At 70.4% G+C, this 16326-nt stretch carries 14 protein-coding genes and 1 riboswitch; of the genes, 3 read left to right on the top strand and 11 right to left on the bottom strand.

Annotated elements, in window-relative coordinates:
- The 4 genes from BXA11_RS27240 to BXA11_RS27255 form a co-directional block, all read right to left on the bottom strand.
- Window positions 1-452: Clp protease N-terminal domain-containing protein (locus BXA11_RS27240; RefSeq protein ID WP_280175326.1), on the bottom strand; the 452-nt coding region annotated here is incomplete at its 3' end.
- Between the two features lie 477 nt (window positions 453-929).
- A complete protein-coding gene (locus tag BXA11_RS27245; RefSeq protein ID WP_030507977.1) occupies window positions 930-1274 on the bottom strand; it encodes a histone-like nucleoid-structuring protein Lsr2 in 345 nt (114 codons plus the stop codon).
- A 1295-nt stretch (window positions 1275-2569) separates the two neighbouring features.
- Window positions 2570-3970, bottom strand: a complete 1401-nt coding sequence (locus tag BXA11_RS27250; RefSeq protein ID WP_143734542.1) for an RDD family protein — start codon at window positions 3968-3970, stop codon at window positions 2570-2572.
- Window positions 3971-4116: 146 nt separating this feature from the next.
- Window positions 4117-4668, bottom strand: coding sequence for an amino-acid N-acetyltransferase (locus BXA11_RS27255; protein WP_051761700.1), 552 nt, complete (start codon window positions 4666-4668; stop codon window positions 4117-4119).
- A gap of 392 nt (window positions 4669-5060) precedes the next feature.
- Window positions 5061-5213, top strand: a riboswitch (cyclic di-AMP (ydaO/yuaA leader).
- 150 nt (window positions 5214-5363) lie between these two features.
- Here BXA11_RS27255 and BXA11_RS27260 point away from each other — a divergent pair.
- Window positions 5364-6323 (top strand): C40 family peptidase, encoded by a 960-nt coding sequence (locus tag BXA11_RS27260; protein ID WP_036406520.1) that lies wholly within the window; start codon window positions 5364-5366, stop codon window positions 6321-6323.
- Window positions 6324-6373: 50 nt separating this feature from the next.
- Here the strand turns inward: BXA11_RS27260 and BXA11_RS27265 are convergent, their stop codons facing one another.
- Entirely contained in the window at window positions 6374-6622 is a 249-nt protein-coding gene (locus BXA11_RS27265) for a helix-turn-helix domain-containing protein (protein WP_239105147.1), read from the bottom strand.
- A 312-nt stretch (window positions 6623-6934) separates the two neighbouring features.
- Here BXA11_RS27265 and BXA11_RS27270 point away from each other — a divergent pair, with 312 nt between their 5' ends.
- Window positions 6935-7858 (top strand): NADP-dependent oxidoreductase, encoded by a 924-nt coding sequence (locus tag BXA11_RS27270; RefSeq protein WP_030507972.1) that lies wholly within the window; start codon window positions 6935-6937, stop codon window positions 7856-7858.
- An 81-nt stretch (window positions 7859-7939) separates the two neighbouring features.
- On the opposite strand, the gene lysS is transcribed toward BXA11_RS27270, so the two are convergent.
- From lysS to BXA11_RS27290, 4 genes are all read right to left on the bottom strand, one after another.
- Complete coding sequence (gene lysS, locus BXA11_RS27275) at window positions 7940-9625, bottom strand: lysine--tRNA ligase (protein WP_076439095.1); 1686 nt, start codon at window positions 9623-9625, stop codon at window positions 7940-7942.
- Between the two features lie 59 nt (window positions 9626-9684).
- Entirely contained in the window at window positions 9685-10467 is a 783-nt protein-coding gene (locus tag BXA11_RS27280; protein ID WP_030507970.1) for a type III pantothenate kinase, read from the bottom strand.
- Between the two features lie 7 nt (window positions 10468-10474).
- Complete coding sequence (locus BXA11_RS27285; RefSeq protein WP_076439097.1) at window positions 10475-12976, bottom strand: L-aspartate oxidase; 2502 nt, start codon at window positions 12974-12976, stop codon at window positions 10475-10477.
- A 67-nt stretch (window positions 12977-13043) separates the two neighbouring features.
- Window positions 13044-13712: a TetR/AcrR family transcriptional regulator gene (locus BXA11_RS27290; RefSeq protein WP_076439099.1), complete on the bottom strand. Its 669-nt coding sequence runs from the start codon at window positions 13710-13712 to the stop codon at window positions 13044-13046.
- Window positions 13713-13774: 62 nt separating this feature from the next.
- Here BXA11_RS27290 and BXA11_RS27295 point away from each other — a divergent pair, with 62 nt between their 5' ends.
- Window positions 13775-14428 carry a class I SAM-dependent methyltransferase gene (locus BXA11_RS27295; protein ID WP_076439101.1) on the top strand — a complete coding sequence of 218 codons (654 nt, stop codon included), beginning with the start codon at window positions 13775-13777 and terminating at the stop codon, window positions 14426-14428.
- A gap of 13 nt (window positions 14429-14441) precedes the next feature.
- Here BXA11_RS27295 and panC read toward each other — a convergent pair whose 3' ends face one another.
- Both panC and BXA11_RS27305 read right to left on the bottom strand, forming a co-directional pair.
- The gene (gene panC / locus BXA11_RS27300; RefSeq protein WP_030507966.1) at window positions 14442-15296 is read right to left on the bottom strand and encodes a pantoate--beta-alanine ligase; all 855 of its coding nucleotides are present in this window, start codon (window positions 15294-15296) and stop codon (window positions 14442-14444) included.
- A complete protein-coding gene (locus BXA11_RS27305; RefSeq protein WP_076439103.1) occupies window positions 15287-16177 on the bottom strand; it encodes a Rossmann-like and DUF2520 domain-containing protein in 891 nt (296 codons plus the stop codon). The genes panC and BXA11_RS27305 overlap by 10 nt, the downstream gene beginning before the upstream one ends.
- Window positions 16178-16326: the final 149 nt, after the last annotated feature.

The raw sequence follows: 16326 nt of genomic DNA on the forward strand, positions 1-16326 counted from the left end.
GCCGGCTCCTTGCCCTGATACCCGTGCAGCAACTGAATGACCTGCTGACGCACCCTGTTCAGATCAGCGCCCAGCTTCACCAGCACCTGCGCCGCGACACCCTCACCCTCCCGGATCAACCCCAGAAGAATGTGCTCGGTGCCGATGTAGTTGTGCCCGAGCTGCAACGCCTCGCGCAGCGACAGCTCAAGAACCTTCTTGGCCCGCGGCGTGAAGGGTATGTGTCCCGACGGCGCCGACTGCCCCTGACCGATGATCTCCTCGACCTGCTGGCGCACCCCCTCGAGACTGATCCCAAGACTCTCCAGAGCCTTGGCCGCCACACCCTCACCCTCATGGATCAAACCAAGAAGAATGTGCTCAGTGCCGATGTAGTTGTGGTTGAGCATCCGAGCCTCTTCCTGGGCAAGGACGACAACCCGCCGCGCACGGTCGGTGAACCTCTCGAACATCTCGTCGCTCCTCACAGAGCGGTCAGGCGAGCACGGGAGATCCGGCCCGTCGTTCCGCATGGTAGCCCCGACCCAGCGACCCGCTCCTTGGCAGAAGGGTTCCCCAAGCGCAGGGCGTTCATGCTCTATCCAACCCCCTGCTGGGGGTGACATGTTCCCGATACGCCGCAAGCGAACGAGGTTTTAAGGGAGCGGAAACACAATCGCGCGGTTATGCGATCGTCAGGTCCTCCGACGACTGTCATAACCGCGCGATCAAGACTCGAGTTAGGGAGTGTCCCCGCAGATCTTGCCGTAGCCGGGATCGTCCAGGCGGATGCATCGCAAGGCGGAGGAGGAGCCAATAGCGCAGCTATTGGTGCCCGCTCCCGGCCCTCCGGAGATTCGGAGCTGTGCGGAATCCCCGCGAGTGGGGCGACAACGCCGCGAGGCGCCGTCCGGACGACCCCAGTAGGCAGAAGATCTGCGTGACACGACCTAGTGCGCGTCCTCGTACGCCTGGACGATCGAGGCGGCAATGCGACCGCGCTCACTCACGGGGTGTCCGTGAGCCTTCGCCCAGGCACGGATCTCCGCGCTCTTCTCGCGCGTCATCGCTCGCTGGCCCCCGCCGCCCGCACCACGACGGCGCCCACGGGCCTGCCCGCTGTCCGCGCGCCGCGCGCCGGTGACGAAAGGCGACAGAGCCTCGCGAAGCCGCTTCGCGTTGCCGTCGCTCAGGTCAATCTCATATGACGTGCCGTCAATCGCGAAGGTGACCGTCTCATTGGCCTCGCCGCCATCGAGATCGTCGATGAGAATCACCTGCGTGTGCTTGGCCATCCGGCAATCCTTTCGCAGCCCATAGTTTGATTCGTCAGCCAAACATATACCCGGTTTCCCCTGGCTGACAATTCACGATTGCGGATTCTCAGGAACCTCTGAGTCCGGTGACTTCTCGAGTGGCTCCCGTGCCGTGCGGAGGCCGGCCGCGTCGGAACGTACCAACTTTACGATGCCGTAGACGACCGCGCCGGCGACGACCACGGAAGGTATCAAGGCGGACAATACCTCTGTCATTCTGCCTCGCTCGTGCCGGGGGTGTCATTAGGTGCACCCGAGGGAATTCGAGGACGTGGCAAGGCTGCCGGCCTCTTGCCGGGCCGGGCGCCCTGATACGACCATAGCGCCGGGAGGGACCAGACGCGCCTTCCGGGGTGCCCCTGGAGGGCCGAGGTAATCCTCGTCTCTCCAGCGGCCTTACCGGATGCACTCGAAATCGTACCCAGAATGCCGACGTCGACGGTCACCGCTCCTGGGCCGTCCCGTCGTTTCGGCCGCTTGCGCGCTTCGCCGGCGACGGCGGGCGGCGGGGACGCACACCCCCGGGTTCCGCCCGGCCCACGCCGTAGCCGCAGGTGAGCGACGTGCCGATCGGGACGAACAGGCGCGGACGAACACGCGTGAAGCGGCAAACACCCCCTGCGGAAAAGGGCCGGACCGGGGGCGTACGGCCGTTGAAGAGCTCGGCTGAAACACGGAGCCGGCGTCACGACGGCCGGATCTTCACAAGGAGCCCGGCACCCTTCTCGTACGGCGCGCCAAGCCTTGCGGGATATACGCGCAACCAGATCGTCGCAGCCTGGAAGCCTCGTAAAAAGAGAGGACCGGCCGCTTCCATCAAGATCACGAACGGGAGGTCTGAAGATCGAAAAAAGGAGCGGAGGCACAATCACGCGGACGGCCGGGCCGGTCGTGGCATCGGAGTTTCCCACGACCAAACGATCCCCGCATTCCGCAGACGCCGCCTGCGGCCGGGTGGACGGGTGGGCATCGGAGAGTGCCATAAGGGCCTGTGCGGCTCCATACGGCCCCATAAGCGCCCCTGACGGTTCCTTAAGCCGCCCGTGGGAGGATATGACCCCGGGGGTGGCTGGGGCGAGTCTTAAGGATTGGCGCCGGGGGCGGTCTCGCGGTCATTGGGCACCTCTCGGGACGGTGAACCCAAGCATCGCATGCCCGGGAGGGGCCGCAAGGATTTTCGTCACAGCCGGGCGAGCGCACGGTGCGATCGAAGCCATAGCGAGCCATAGAAAAACGGGGCCGATGGTCCGTTCCATCGACCCCGTCCGTCGTCCTTACTTGACCTTGACCACCACAGTGTTGGCGACCTTGTCATGCAGCGCCTGATGCAGCGGCTTGTCCCACAACAGCCACAGCACGTTCAGAAGAGAGGCGAGGTTCGCGATGTAGGTGATAACGGGAATCCACTGCAGGAACTCGAAAGCGTAGAGCACGCCGGCGCGCTTGAGCGCCGCGTCCTGGGGAAGCCCTCCCGCGTCGAGAGTGCCGCCGACCTGAACGACCTTGATGCCCATGAGTTTCTTGCCGAGCGTCTGCCCCTGCGCCCGCAGCATGAGGAATTCGTAGACGACCATGACGAGGCCGCCCAGGATCGCCGTGAGCAGTGACGCGAGGAAGTAACCGCTTCCGGGGTTGTAAACCCCGCTCGTAATGTCGACGCTCGGGTTGGTGACGATGATCCCCGTGATCACGAGCGTGATGATCGCAAGCGGAATGCCGACGATCACGCCGTCGATGATGCGGGCGACGAGACGCTGCCACCACTCCGCCAGCGGAGCCGGAGCGCCGGGCGGGATCGGGCCCTCGGGCGCGTACGGCTGGCCGTAGCCGGGCTGACCGTAGCCCTGCTGACCGTACTGCTGCTGACCGTAGCCCTGCGGGGGGCTCGGCTGGGCGTACTGCTGCTGCCCGTACTGATCCTGGCCGTACTGCTGCTGGCCCTGCTGAGCTCCGTAGCCCTGCTGGGGGTACTGCTGCTGCCCGTAACCGGGCTGCTGGCCGTAGCCCTGCTGCTGACCGTAGCCCTGCTGGGGGTTCTGCTGGCCGTACTGCTGCTGCTGGGCCTGCTGCCCGTAGCCCTGCTGCTGACCGTAGTCCTGGGGACCGGTCTGCTGGCCGTAGCCGCCCTGGGACGGCTGGCCGTACTGCTGCTGCCCGGCCTGCTGGGCGCCGTAGCCCTGCTGGGGGTTCTGCTGGCCGTACTGCTGCTGGGCCTGCTGAGCGCCGTACCCCTGCTGCGGGCCGGTCTGGCCATACCCCTGCTGGGCGTAACCCGGCTGCGGGCCGGTCTGGCCGTAGCCCTGCTGCCCGTAGCCCTGCTGGCCGTACTGCTGCTGGGCCTGCTGAGCTCCGTAGCCCTGCTGCTGGGCGGCCTCCTGGCCGTAGCCCTGCTGCTGCGGGGTCTGCTGCGGGCCGGTCTGCCCGTAGCCCTGCTGACCGTACTGCTGCGGCTGGCCCTGCTGGGCGCCGTAGCCCTGCTGCTGGCCGTAGCCGCCCTGGGCGGGGTCGTAGCCGGGCGGCTGCTGCGGGCCCGTGTGCTGCCCGCGATAGCTGACCACCGTGACGTCGGGGTCGTATTCCTGGGATTGTCTGTCCGTGTTGTACCCGGGGTTCGATGGCGGCGGTGGCGTTCCGTCCGACTCGTCCTGGGGGTACGGCGGCTGTCCGGTGCTCACCGTGTCACCTCGTTTCGAAGACGCATGCGCCGCACGTAGTAGCACACGCTGATATTGCCAAAAGTAGCGACAGGTGTATCAACAGTCACCTTTGCAGCAGTCGACAAGCAGCGTCAAGATCGACGATCAATGCTCATCAATGGTGATCAATGGCGGTCGAGGTGCAGCAACATCCGGGTGTTCCCCAGCGTGTTCGGCTTGACGTGCTCCAGCTCGAGAAACTCGGCGACACCCTCGTCGTACGACGCGAGCAGTTCCGCGTAGACCTCCTGGGAGACCGGAGTGCCCTGGAGAGGCCGGAAGCCGTGCCTGGCGAAGAACTCCACCGCGAACGTGAGGCAGAAGACCCTCCGCACGCCGAGGTCCCTTGCGGTCTCGATGAGCGCGGCGACGATCCGATGGCCGACGCCGCCGCCGCGTGACGCGGGGTCCACCGCGACGGTCCTGATCTCGGCCAGGTCCTCCCACAGCACGTGCAGCGCGCCGCAGCCGACGATCTGCCCGTCCGCCTCGGCCACCCAGAACTCCTGGACGTCCTCGTACAGCGTGACCGTGCTCTTCTTGAGCAGGCGGGGCCCGACACCCGAGTACGCGTCGACGAGGCGCCTGATCGCCCGGACGTCCGGCGTCCTGGCCCGGCGCACCGTCACGGCCGTGGCACCCGACTCACTGGGCGTCTGCGCGGCGACCTGCTCCATGACCGGTCAGCCTAGCCGGAGCGCGGCCGATCCCCTGCGGTAGGCCACCGGGCGTGCCCCGGGATAACGGTCATTCCCAAACGCCCCACCCGACATCAGAAATGACTCTGCGTAGCCATCCGGATGCGGACGGATGTGCGGTCGCGCTCCGAGGGGGTTGTCCAGGTTCGTCCCAGTTTTTTCAGCAGCCCGAGCAGCACACCCGAACACTCGGATCGCTCTAAACCCAGGTGAACACGGACGTATCACTACCGAACCCGTGACCCGACCGTGATCGTTTGGTTGTCAAACGTAGACGGGTTTCGGAGTTCTGGTTGAGCAAGAACTCGCCGTGCACTATCGTCCAGCGACGATGCCGGTCATCGTGAGCGCTCACGGAGACCGGGCGCCGAATCTTCGAAGCACCGAGTGCGAAGGGGAGCCGGGGACCCAACTGCAGGATCAGGATCGGTTCGGTCTCAGATCGTCAAGGGGTGAATCCGCCAGGTAGGGCTACTCCGGCCCGAACCCGTCAGCTAACCCGGTAGGCGCTCAGCACTGCCCCGCCGTACGGCTCCGTCTCGACGACGGGCCCGCCGCGGGGCACACGTGGGAGAGGAGCTCGGTTGCGCATGCGTGGAGAGCGGCCGGCGGGCAGGCACGCCCGCGGCCGACGGTCCGGACCCGGCACGGCCGGTCCGGGTCCCATCCGCCGTTTGGCGTTCGTCGGCGTCGCGATCACCGCGATCACGTTCGGCGCCCCGGTGGTCCGCGCCACCGCCGACCCGAAGCCGAGCCTCAAGGAGCTCACGGCGCAGGTCGAGAGCCTCTACACCGAGATCGAGACGCTCAGCGAGCAGTACAACGGCGAGCGGGTACGCCTGAAGGCGGCCGAGCGGTCCGCCGACCTCGCCAAGAAGAACCTCGCCAAGAGCGAGGCCGAGCTCGAGGTCCGCCGGCAGAAGGCGAGCGCCCTCGCGCAGCACTCCTACATGACCAACGGGCTCGGCAACGCGCTCGTGCTCATCGACAGCGACGCCGACCCCCGCCGCTACCTGGACCAGGCCTCCACGACGTACGCGCTGGAGCTGCAGCAGAGCCAGGAGGTCGCCGAGGTCACCAAGGCCATGGACGCCGCCGCACGGGCCAGGGAGAGCGCCTCCGCCCGGCAGGCCGAGGTCAAGAAGCTCCTCAGCGGCCTCGACTCGCGGCGCGACAAGATCACGAAGCTGATCAAGAAGACCGAGAGCAACCTCTACCGGCAGGTCTCCCAGACGATCGGCCGCGAGACGCGCGCGAGGACGGCGTTCCCCATCATCGGTGACGGCAAGGCCGCCCAGGCGGCGCGATGGGCCCTCGGGCAGCAGCTCAAGCCGTACGTGTGGGGCGCCGAGGGGCCCGGCTCCTTCGACTGCTCCGGCCTGGTCATGGCGGCCTACCAGTCCGTCGGCATCAGCCTGCCCCACTACACCGGCGACCAGTGGACGGCGGGCACCCACATCCCCCGTGACCAGCTCCGCCCCGGCGACCTGGTGTTCTTCTACTCCGACCTGCACCACGTGGGCATCTACATCGGCAACGGCTACATGATCCACGCGCCGCGCACCGGAGACGTCGTCCACATCGCGAAGATCGACGGACGGCCGTTCGCGGGAGCGGTGCGCGTCGCCGACTGAGCCCCTCCTCCACGGAGGGGCGTCGGTCCCTTCCTATGAAACGAACACGGTCAGATGAGGCGGCGGCGTGCCGCCCAGGCGACCGCCTCGATCGCCGTCGCCACGCCGATGCGGTCGCAGATGCACCGCAGCCGGCGCCGCACGGTTCGGCCGCTGACGTCGAGACTGCGGCCCACCCGGTCTGCGGTCACACCCTTGGCCAGCTCCGCGAGGAGAAGCAGATCCTCTTCGGTGAGACCGGCACGCTCAAGGTCCGAGGCGAGACTGTCACCTCGGTAGACGACCTCGGGAACACCCATCGTCCGCCCTCCCCCACGACGATGATTCGTCGGCCCACCCTTCAGGGAAGGTAAACGCCTCGCGTGAAGGTCGTCAAGGTTGGGGGATGTCTGACAGGGGCCGCCGGACGCTCCTAGGGGCCGGAGCGGCGTGCCTGGCCGCCTCGACGTCGTCCATGTGGATCTCGGCCCAGCGCCTGATCGCTTCGAGCAGCGGCTTCCGAGTGGCCACCCTCTTCCCTTCTCCTCCCCTACGCACTTCCAGGTGCCTTCTTACTGAAAGAGAGCGGATCTTCCTACGCTCCTTGCCACAGCGGAAGGAGAAAGAGGCTCATGAGAGCACTGGTAGCACAGGACGGAGCCGTACGGATCGTCGATGCGGCAGAGCCCGAGCCCGGGCCGGGGCAGGTGCGGATCAGGGTCGAGGCGGCGGCCGTGAACCCCGTCGACCTGGCCACGGCCGCGGGCGTCCTCGCCGACAACCGGCTCATGCCGCACCACGAGACGTACGCGCTCGGCTGGGACGTGGCGGGCGTGGTCGACCGGGCCGGGCCGGGCGTGACGGGCGTACGTCCGGGCGAGCGGGTCATCGGGCTGTCGGACCGGCTGACGGACCCGCTCAAGGCCCAGGCGGACCTGGTGGTGCTGGACGAGACGGCGGTGGCTCCCGCGCCCGCGGGAGTGGCCGCGCCCGAGGCGTCCACGTTGCCGCTGAACGCGCTCACCGCCCTTCAGGCGCTCGATCTCGCCGGGCTCGCCGAGGGCGAGACCCTGCTCGTCACGGGAGCGGCCGGCGGCGTCGGCGGCTATCTCGTGGAGCTGGCCGTGGCGCGGGGGCTCAGGGTCGCGGCGGTCGCCGCGCCCGGCGACGAGGCGCTGGTGCGGGGCTTCGGCGCGGAGTGGTTCGTCCCCAGGGACGCCGACCTGGCGGCGGCCGTCAGGGCCGTCGTTCCCGGCGGCGTGCACGGCCTGGTGGACGCGGCGGTCGTCGGACTGCCCGCGCTGGACGCCGTGCGCAACGGGGGCGCGTTCGTCGCCGTCACCGCCGGACAGGCCCCCGTCCCGCTGCGCGGCATCCGGGTCTCGACGGTGTTCATCCGCGCGGACGCGGCCCAGCTGCGGGAGGTCGCGAAGCTGGCCGAGGCGGGGCGGCTGAGCCTGCGGGTCGCCGGCACCTACCCACTGGACCGGGCGGCCGAGGCGTACGAACGCCTGCGGAAGGGCGGCCTGCGCGGCCGGCTGGTCCTGCTGCCCTGAATCTCCCGGTCTACCTGGGCAGGCACGCCGCGGGCCGGACGGCCATGCCGTCCGGCCCGCGCTTAGAAAATCACACAGCGATCAGGCGCGACCGAGCAGCTCGCGCACCCGGTCGCGGCCCACGGCCAGCAGCAGCGTGGGCAGCCGCGGGCCGGTGTCGCGGCCGACGAGCAGCCGGTAGAGCAGGGCGAAGAAGGCCCGCTGGGCCGCCTTCAGCTCGGGCGTGGCCGCCTTGGCGTCCATGTCGAGCCCGGCCTGCATCTTCGGCACGCCGTACACGAGCGTGGTCAGCCCGTCGAGCGACCAGTGCGCGTCGAGTCCCTCCGCCAGCAGGCGCAGCGACTCACGGTCCTGCTCGCCGAGCGTGTCGAGCAGTTCCTTGTCGGGCGTCTCGCGCACCTGCGTGCGCTCCTCCGCCGGCACGTAGGTGTTCACCCAGTGCTGGGCGCGGTCGAGCCGCGGCCGCAGCTCGTCCAGCCCGGCGATCTCCGGGTCGAACGCGCGCAGGATGCGCAGCGTCTGCTCATCGTGCCCGGTGGTGATGTCCACGACCGAGGCGAGCGTCCGGTAGGGCAGTCGCCGCGGCGTCTCCGGCAGAACCCGGGCGGCCGTGCTCGACGCCCGGCGGTAGGCGGCCTGGTCGGCCGGCAGCGCCGTGCCGTCCTGCGCCTTCTTCGTCAGCGTGTCCCACTCGTCGTACATCCGCTGGATCTCCTGGTCGAAGGAGACCTTGAACGACTGGTTGGGACGGCGGCGGGCGTACAGCCAGCGCAGCAGCGCGGGCTCCATGATCGACAGAGCGTCGGCCGGGGTCGGCACGCCGCCCTTGGAGCTGCTCATCTTGGCCATGCCGCTGATGCCGACGAAGGCGTACATCGGCCCGATCGGCTGCGAGGCGCCGAAGACCTCGCGGACGATCTGGCCGCCGACGACGAACGACGAGCCCGGCGAGCTGTGGTCCACCCCCGACGGTTCGAAGACCACGCCCTCGTAGGCCCAGCGCATCGGCCAGTCGACCTTCCACACCAGCTTGCCGCGGGTGTGCTCGGACAACAGGACCGTCTCGCCGTGGCCGCAGACGCAGGTGTACGACAGCGCCGTGGTCTCGTCGTCGTACGACGTGACCGTGGTCAGGTCGCGGTCGCAGACCGAGCAGTAGGGCTTGTAGGGGTAGTAGCCCCCCGCTCCGGAGCCGTCGTCCTCGCTCGCGGCCCCCGAGCCTTCGAGGGCGGCGGCCTCGTCGGCGTCCGCGACCTGCTTGGTCTTGGCCTTCTTGGTGCGGTACTGGTCGAGGATCGCGTCGATCCGCCGCCGCTCGCGCATGGCGAGCAGCACCTGCTCCCGGTATGCCCCGGAGGTGTACATCTCCGTCTGGCTGATGCCGTGGAACTCCACGCCCAGCTCCGCCAGCGCGGCGATCATCGGCGCCTTGAAGTGCTCGGCCCAGTTGGGGTACTCGCTGCCGGGCGGGGCCGGGACGGCGGTCAGCGGCTTGCCGATGTGCTCGTTCCAGGCGGGGTCGATACCCACCGGGACCTTGCGGAAGCGGTCGAAGTCGTCCCACGAGATGATGTGCACGCACTCGTAGCCGCGCCGCCTGATCTCGTCGGCCACCAGGTGCGGGGTCATGACCTCGCGCAGGTTTCCGAGGTGGATCGGTCCGGACGGGCTGAGGCCGGACGCGCAGACGACGGGTTTGCCCGGTGCGCGCCGTTCGGCCTCGGCGATGACCTCATCGGCGAAACGCGCCACCCAGTCGGCGTCCATCACGTCAGTCCTCTCTGAACGGGATCCTGCCTTCTATGGTCCCGTACGCGAGGGAGTCGTCAGGACGTGTTCCTGGCGTAGACCAGCCGAAGGCCGATCAGCGTGAGCCATGGCTCGTGCACGTCGATCGTACGGGCCTCGCCGATCACGAGCGGCGCACCGGTGCCCGTGGCGACCACGGTGACGTCGTCGGGGTCGGAGGCCAGCTCGGCCGTCATACGGTCCACGATGCCGTCGACCAGGCCCGCGAAGCCGTAGATGATGCCCGACTGGAGCGCCTCGACGGTGTTCTTGGCGATGACCGACCGCGGCCGCACCAGCTCCACCTTGTGGAGCTGGGCCCCGGCCGTGGCCAGCGCGTCCACCGAGATCTCCAGGCCGGGCGCGGTCACCGCCCCGACGTACTCGCCCCGGGCCGAGACCGCGTCAAACGAGGTGGCCGTGCCGAAGTCGACGATCACGCACGGCCCGCCGTAGAGGGTGGTGGCGGCGAGCGCGTTCACGATGCGGTCGCTGCCGACCTCCTTGGGGTTGTCCATCCGGACCGGGACGCCGGTGCGGACGCCCGGCTCGACGACCACCGCCGTGACGTCGCCGTAGTAGCGCCGGGACATCTCCCGCATCTCGTTGAGCACCGACGGCACCGTGGAGCAGATCGCGATGCCGCTGATGTCGGCGTCCTTGAGAAGCGGCGACTGCCCGAGGAGACCCTGGAGCACCACCGCGATCTCGTCCGCCGTACGGCGGGGGTCGGTGGCGATCCTCCAGTGCTCGATCACCTCTTCACCCTCGAACAGGCCCAGCACCGTGTGGGTGTTGCTGACGTCGATGGTGAGCAGCATTCCCTGATTATGCCTCACGAAGATCTAGAGCAAGGTCGAGTGCCGGGGCCGAGTGCGTGAGCGCGCCGACGGACAGGTAGTCGACCCCGGTCTCGGCGACCGTGCGGGCCACGTCGAGGGTCAGCCCGCCGCTCGACTCCAGCCGCGCCCGGCCGGCCACCAGCCGTACGGCCTCGGCGAGCTGGTCCACGGTGAAGTTGTCGAGCAGGATCTCCTCGGCGCCCTCGGCCAGGACCGGCTCGATCTGGTCGATGCGGTCCACCTCGACCTCGATCGGCAGGCCGGGGAAGGCCTGCCGTACGGCGCGGAACGCCTCGGCGACGCCTCCGGCGGCGACGACGTGGTTGTCCTTGATCAGGCCGGCGTCGTGCAGGCCCATCCGGTGGTTCACCCCGCCGCCGGCCCGCACGGCGTACTTCTCCAGGGCGCGCAGCCCCGGCAGGGTCTTGCGGCTGTCGCGGACGCGCGCGCCGGTGCCCTCGATGGCGTCCGCCCAGCGGCGGGTCTGGGTCGCGATGCCGGACAGGTGGGTGAGGAAGTTGAGCGCGGTGCGCTCCATCGTGAGCAGGTCCCTGGTCGCGCCCCGCACGGTCATCACCACGTCGCCGGGGCGCACGCGGTCGCCGTCGGCCGCGTGCCGCTCGACCTCGACCGGCCCGGCGGCCTGGTGGAAGACGGTCTCGGCCACGGCCAGGCCGGCGACCACGCCCTCCTTGCGGGCCACGACGTCGGCGGCGGCCCGCTGGCCGGCGGGAATGGTGGCGACCGAGGTCACGTCCTGCCCCCCGGCCAGGTCCTCCTCCAGCGCGGCCCGGACGAGACCGAGCACGGCGTCCGGGTCGAGGCCGGCCTTCTCCAGCTCGGTCCGCAGTTCCTCGTGAGGCGTGTACGTCAAGGTCAGTCCCTCCGCCGTCAGAGCGATGTCGATGTGTGCCCGCCAGTGGGCGTCGTCGCGGTCGGGGTGGTCCTCCCGCCAGTGCGAGCCGCGGGTCTCCTCACGCACGGCCGCCGCGGCGACCAGCGCGGACGCCACCGTGAGGAGGTTGGTCGCCTCCCACGACTCGGTGCAGGGCTCGACCGCCACCGGCGTCCAGCGGGCGTCGGAGAGCGCGCGGGCGACCTGCGCGAGGCTCTGGTCGCTGCGCAGCACCCCGGCGCCCCGGCTCATGTGGCCCTGGACCCTCGGCCGCGTACGCGGGTCCACCAGGCCCTCGGGCCGGTCGTCCCGCCCGGGCTCGCGCGGGCCGAGCTTCTCCACGGCCAGGTGGGCGGCGATGCGCTCGCCGTACACGAGCCCTTCGAGGAGGGAGTTGGAGGCCAGCCGGTTGGCGCCGTGCACGCCCGTGCAGGCCACCTCTCCGCAGGCGTACAGGCCGGGCACGCTGGTCCTGCCGTACAGGTCGGTGCGCACGCCGCCGCTCGCGTAGTGGGCGGCGGGGGCGACGGGGATGGGCTCGGTGACGGGGTCGATGCCGTGCTCGCGGCAGACGGCGAGGATCGTGGGGAACCTGGAGCTCCACTTCTCCTCGCCGAAGTGGGTGGCGTCGAGGTAGACGTGGTCGGCACCGGTCCGCGCCATCTGGCGCATGATCGTCTTGGCGACGACGTCGCGGGGCGCGAGGTCGGCCAGCTCGTGCACGCCCTGCATGAAGCGCTCGCCGTTCGCGTCGATCAGCACGGCGCCCTCGCCGCGCACGGCCTCGGAGACCAGCGGCTGCTGGCCGGTCGCGCCCTCGCCCAGCCACAGGACCGTGGGGTGGAACTGCACGAACTCGATGTCCCTGACCACCGCGCCGGCCCGCAGCGCCAGCGCCACGCCGTCCCCGGTGGACACGACCGGGTTGGTGGTGGCCGCGTAGATCTGGCCCATGCCGCCGCTGGCCAGCACCACGGCCCCGGCCCGTATGGCGCCGACGCCGTCGCGGGCGCCCTCGCCCATCACGTGGAGCGTGACCCCGCAGGCGCGGCCCTCGGCGTCGAGGAGCAGGTCGAGGGCGAGGGCGTGCTCGATGATCTCGATGCGGGGCTCGGCCAGCGCCGCCTCGGCCAGGGCCCGCTGCACCTCCGCGCCGGTCGCGTCGCCGCCCGCGTGGACGATGCGGTTGCGGTGGTGGCCGCCCTCCCGGGTGAGCTGGAGCTCGCCATCGGTGTCTCGGTCGAACTCGGCGCCGTGGCTCATCAGCCGCTTGAGCGCGTCGGGGCCCTCGGTGACCAGGACGCGTACGGCTTCCTCGTCGCACAGGCCGACCCCGGCGACGAGCGTGTCCCTCAGGTGCTCGTCGGGGGTGTCCTCGGGGTCGAGGACGGCGGCGATGCCGCCCTGGGCCCACCGGGTGGACCCGGCCGACAGCACGTCCTTGGTGACCACGAGCACCCGCGCCAGCGGGTCGAGTTCGACGTGGCGCAGCGCCACGGTGAGGCCGGCGATGCCCGACCCGATCACGACGGCGTCGGCCTCGACGGTCCAGCCGGGTGCGGGGGCGGTGAGTCTGCGTGCGAGCGCCACCATGAGGGGATCCCCTTTCGTCATAATGACGATAACGCCCCCCGGGCGATGGTGACGCCCCGGCCCCCTCCTACGAGGAGGACGCCGCAGAGCCCGTGCCTGCCGCAGGGTCGTTGCAGAGCTGGGCGGCCAGAGTGGCGTGGGCCCATTCCTCCCACCGGTCCTGCGACCAGCCGCGATCCTGCACGAAGAGCAGGTACAGCTGCGGGCTGAGCAGGCAGAACAGCAGGTCCGCCGCGGTCGCGACGGAGACGTCGGGGCGGGCGCCGGGTTTGCCGGCCAGCGCCTGGGCCGCGGCGTGCTGCACGACGTAACGCGGGTCGGGGCCGTCCGGCCATTGCGCGGCGATCTGCGGGTCGGCGGCCCCGGCGGACTCGATCATCGGCATGAGCGGGGCGACCCGGGCGAGGATCTCACTCGTGCCCCGGACGTGCGCGCGCAGCTGACCGGCCGCGGTCGGCTCGGCGCACGCGGCGCGGAACCACTCACGGTCCATGACGGCCACCGGCTCGGTGTCACCGGCGATGGACGTGTCGACGACGTCCTTGAACAGCGTGCGTTTGTTGCCGAAGACGAAGTAGACCGTCTGAACGGCCACACCCGCCCGGTCGGCGACCTCCTGCAGGCTCGTCGCCCCGTAGCCGTGCGCCACGAACAGCTCCCGCGCCGCCTGGATGACCTTCTCGCGAGTGCGACGGGAACGCTCGGCCCGTTTGTCCGGCCGCTTGACGGTGTCCATGGCGCGAGTATATCTCTAGAGATAGTCACTAGAGTTCAACTCTAAAAACCTGGAGCAGAGCCATGGACAAGCACGACACCGCGGGCACGGACACCCGGCTGGACGAGGAGGAGGCCGTACGCCGAGCGCTGGAGAACTACTACCGGGCCGGCAAGCCGCCGTGGGACACCGGCGTGACGCCACCCGAGCTGGTCGCCCTGATCGAGGGGCACGAGCCGGGGAACGGGGCGGGGAACGGGGCGCTGCCGCCCGGCCGGGCCCTGGAGCTCGGCTGCGGCACCGGAACCAACGCCATCTACCTGGCCCGGCACGGCTGGGAGGTCGTGGCGGTCGACCTGGTCGACCGCGCGATCGAGCAGGCCCGGGAGAGGGCCGCCACGGCGGGAGCGGCCGTGCGGCTGCTGCAGGGCGACGCCACCCGGCTCGACGAGCTGGACGCGCCCGGCCCCTACGACCTGTTCTTCGACCTGAGCTGCTACTGCGGCATCCCGCCGCACCGCCGGGACGCGTACGCCGCCGGGCTCACCCGCCGCGCCGCTCCCGGCGCACGGCTGCTGATGTTCGGGTACGGCCCCGGAACGCTCGGCGACACGTTCGCCGGCGTCACCGCCGACGAGCTGCGCGCCAGGTTCGCCGGCTGGGAGCTGGCCGACGTCACACCCGGGACGAACCCGTTCCCCACCTTCTGGTTCACGCTGCGGGCCGGGACGGCCTGAGGCGTCGCACCCCCTACAGGGTCAGGACCACGTTGTCGATGAGGCGGGTGGTGCCCACCTTGGCGGCCACGGCGAGGATCGCCTCGCCGCGGTGGCCGTCGGCGACCGGGGCGAACGTCGCGGGGTCGGCCAGGATCAGGTAGTCGAGCAGCAGCGGCGGGTCGAAGCGGGCCGCCTCCTCCAGCACGGCCCTGGCGGCGTCGAGGATCCCGGCCGGCCCCGCGGTCTCGGCCCGCGCCGCGCCGGCCCGCAGCGCCCGCGACAGCGCGAGCGCGGTGGCGCGGTCGGCCTCGGACAGATACCTGTTGCGGCTGGACAGCGCGAGACCGTCGGGCTCCCGCACGGTCGGGGCGCCGACGATCGACACCGGGACGTCGAGGTCGGCCACCATCCGCCGGATCAGCGCGAGCTGCTGGGCGTCCTTCTGCCCGAAGACCGCGACGTCCGGCCGCACCAGGTTGAACAGCTTGAGCACCACGGTCAGCACGCCGTCGAAGTGGCCGGGCCGGAAGGCGCCCTCGACCACGCCGCCCATGCCGCCGGCCGAGACCTCCACCTGGCGGTCCGGCAGGTACATGTCCTCGGCCGAGGGCGCGAAGACCACAGCCACGCCCTCCTCCTCGCACGCCCGGAGGTCGGCGTCGAACGTACGGGGATAGCGGGAGAAGTCCTCGTTGGGGGCGAACTGCAGGGGATTGACGAACACGCTCACCACCACGTGGTCGGCGTGCTCGCGCGCCAGCCGCACCAGCGACCGGTGGCCCTCGTGGAGCGCCCCCATCGTGGGGACCAGGGCGATCCTCCCGGGGCCGAGCGCGTCCCTCGCCTTGTCGAGGGCGGCGCGGTCGGCGGCGACGGTCAGGTCCATATGTTCCCTCCCAGGGCGTCCAGAAGGCGTTCGGCCGCCTCCGGCTTGAGCAGGCCCGCCGCGAGCGCCCGGTCGGCGGTGAGCCGCGCCAGGGCGACGTACGCGTCCGCGGCCTCGGGGGCGGCCAGGATGAGCGCGTCGACGTGCTTGCGCACGGTGCCCGCGTCGCCGCGGACCACGGGCCCGGTGAGCCCGCTGATGCCGAGACGCAGCACGTTGTCGAGTGCCGCGCTCAGCAGCGGGCCGAGCATCCGGCCCGGATGCTCCACGCCGATCTTCGCGAGCAGTTCCTGCGACTCGGCCACGAGCGTCACCATGTGGTTCGCGGCGCCGGCCAGGGCGGCGTGGTAGAGCGGCCGGTCCCGGTCGGCGATCCACACCGGCTCGCCGCCCATCTCGATCACCAGCGCCTCGGCCACCGGCCGCAGCAGGTCGGGCGCCGTGACGCCGAACGAGCAGCCGTTGAGCCGGGTCAGGTCGTCGCTCCTGCCGGTGAACGTCATCACGGGATGCAGCGCGAGCGGCAGCGCCCCCGCCTCGGCCGCGGGGTCGAGGACGCCCAGGCCGTACGCGCCGCTGGCGTGCACGAGCAGCTTGCCGCGCAGGTCGGCGCCGGTGGCGGCGAGGCCGGAGACGAGGCCGGGCAGGACGTCGTCCGGCACGGTCAGCAGCACGAGCTCGGACCTGGCGATCACCTCGTCCGGCCTGCTGAGCTTCAGGCCGAGGCGGTCGGCGGCGCGTCGCGCCGACGCGTCGGATACGCCGCTGGCGGCCACCACCCGATGACCCGCGAGCATGAGCGCGGCTCCGAGCACGGAGCCGACCCGTCCCGCGCCGAGCACTCCCACGGCGAGCCGCGCCGGGCGGTCACTTGTGTCCATGACGCCTCCCCTCGGTTCAGCGTAGCGGCGGCGCTCCCGCCGGCCCGGGCGTGGCCCAACGGTCGGATTTTGTCCCGTTTCTCACGGGCCTATGTTGAGCCATAAGTACGAAAGTGACTACTTTTCGTCACGGCCTCGGCGTGTCGGTA

The organism is Microbispora rosea, assembly GCF_900156315.1.
Lineage (GTDB): Bacteria > Actinomycetota > Actinomycetes > Streptosporangiales > Streptosporangiaceae > Microbispora > Microbispora rosea.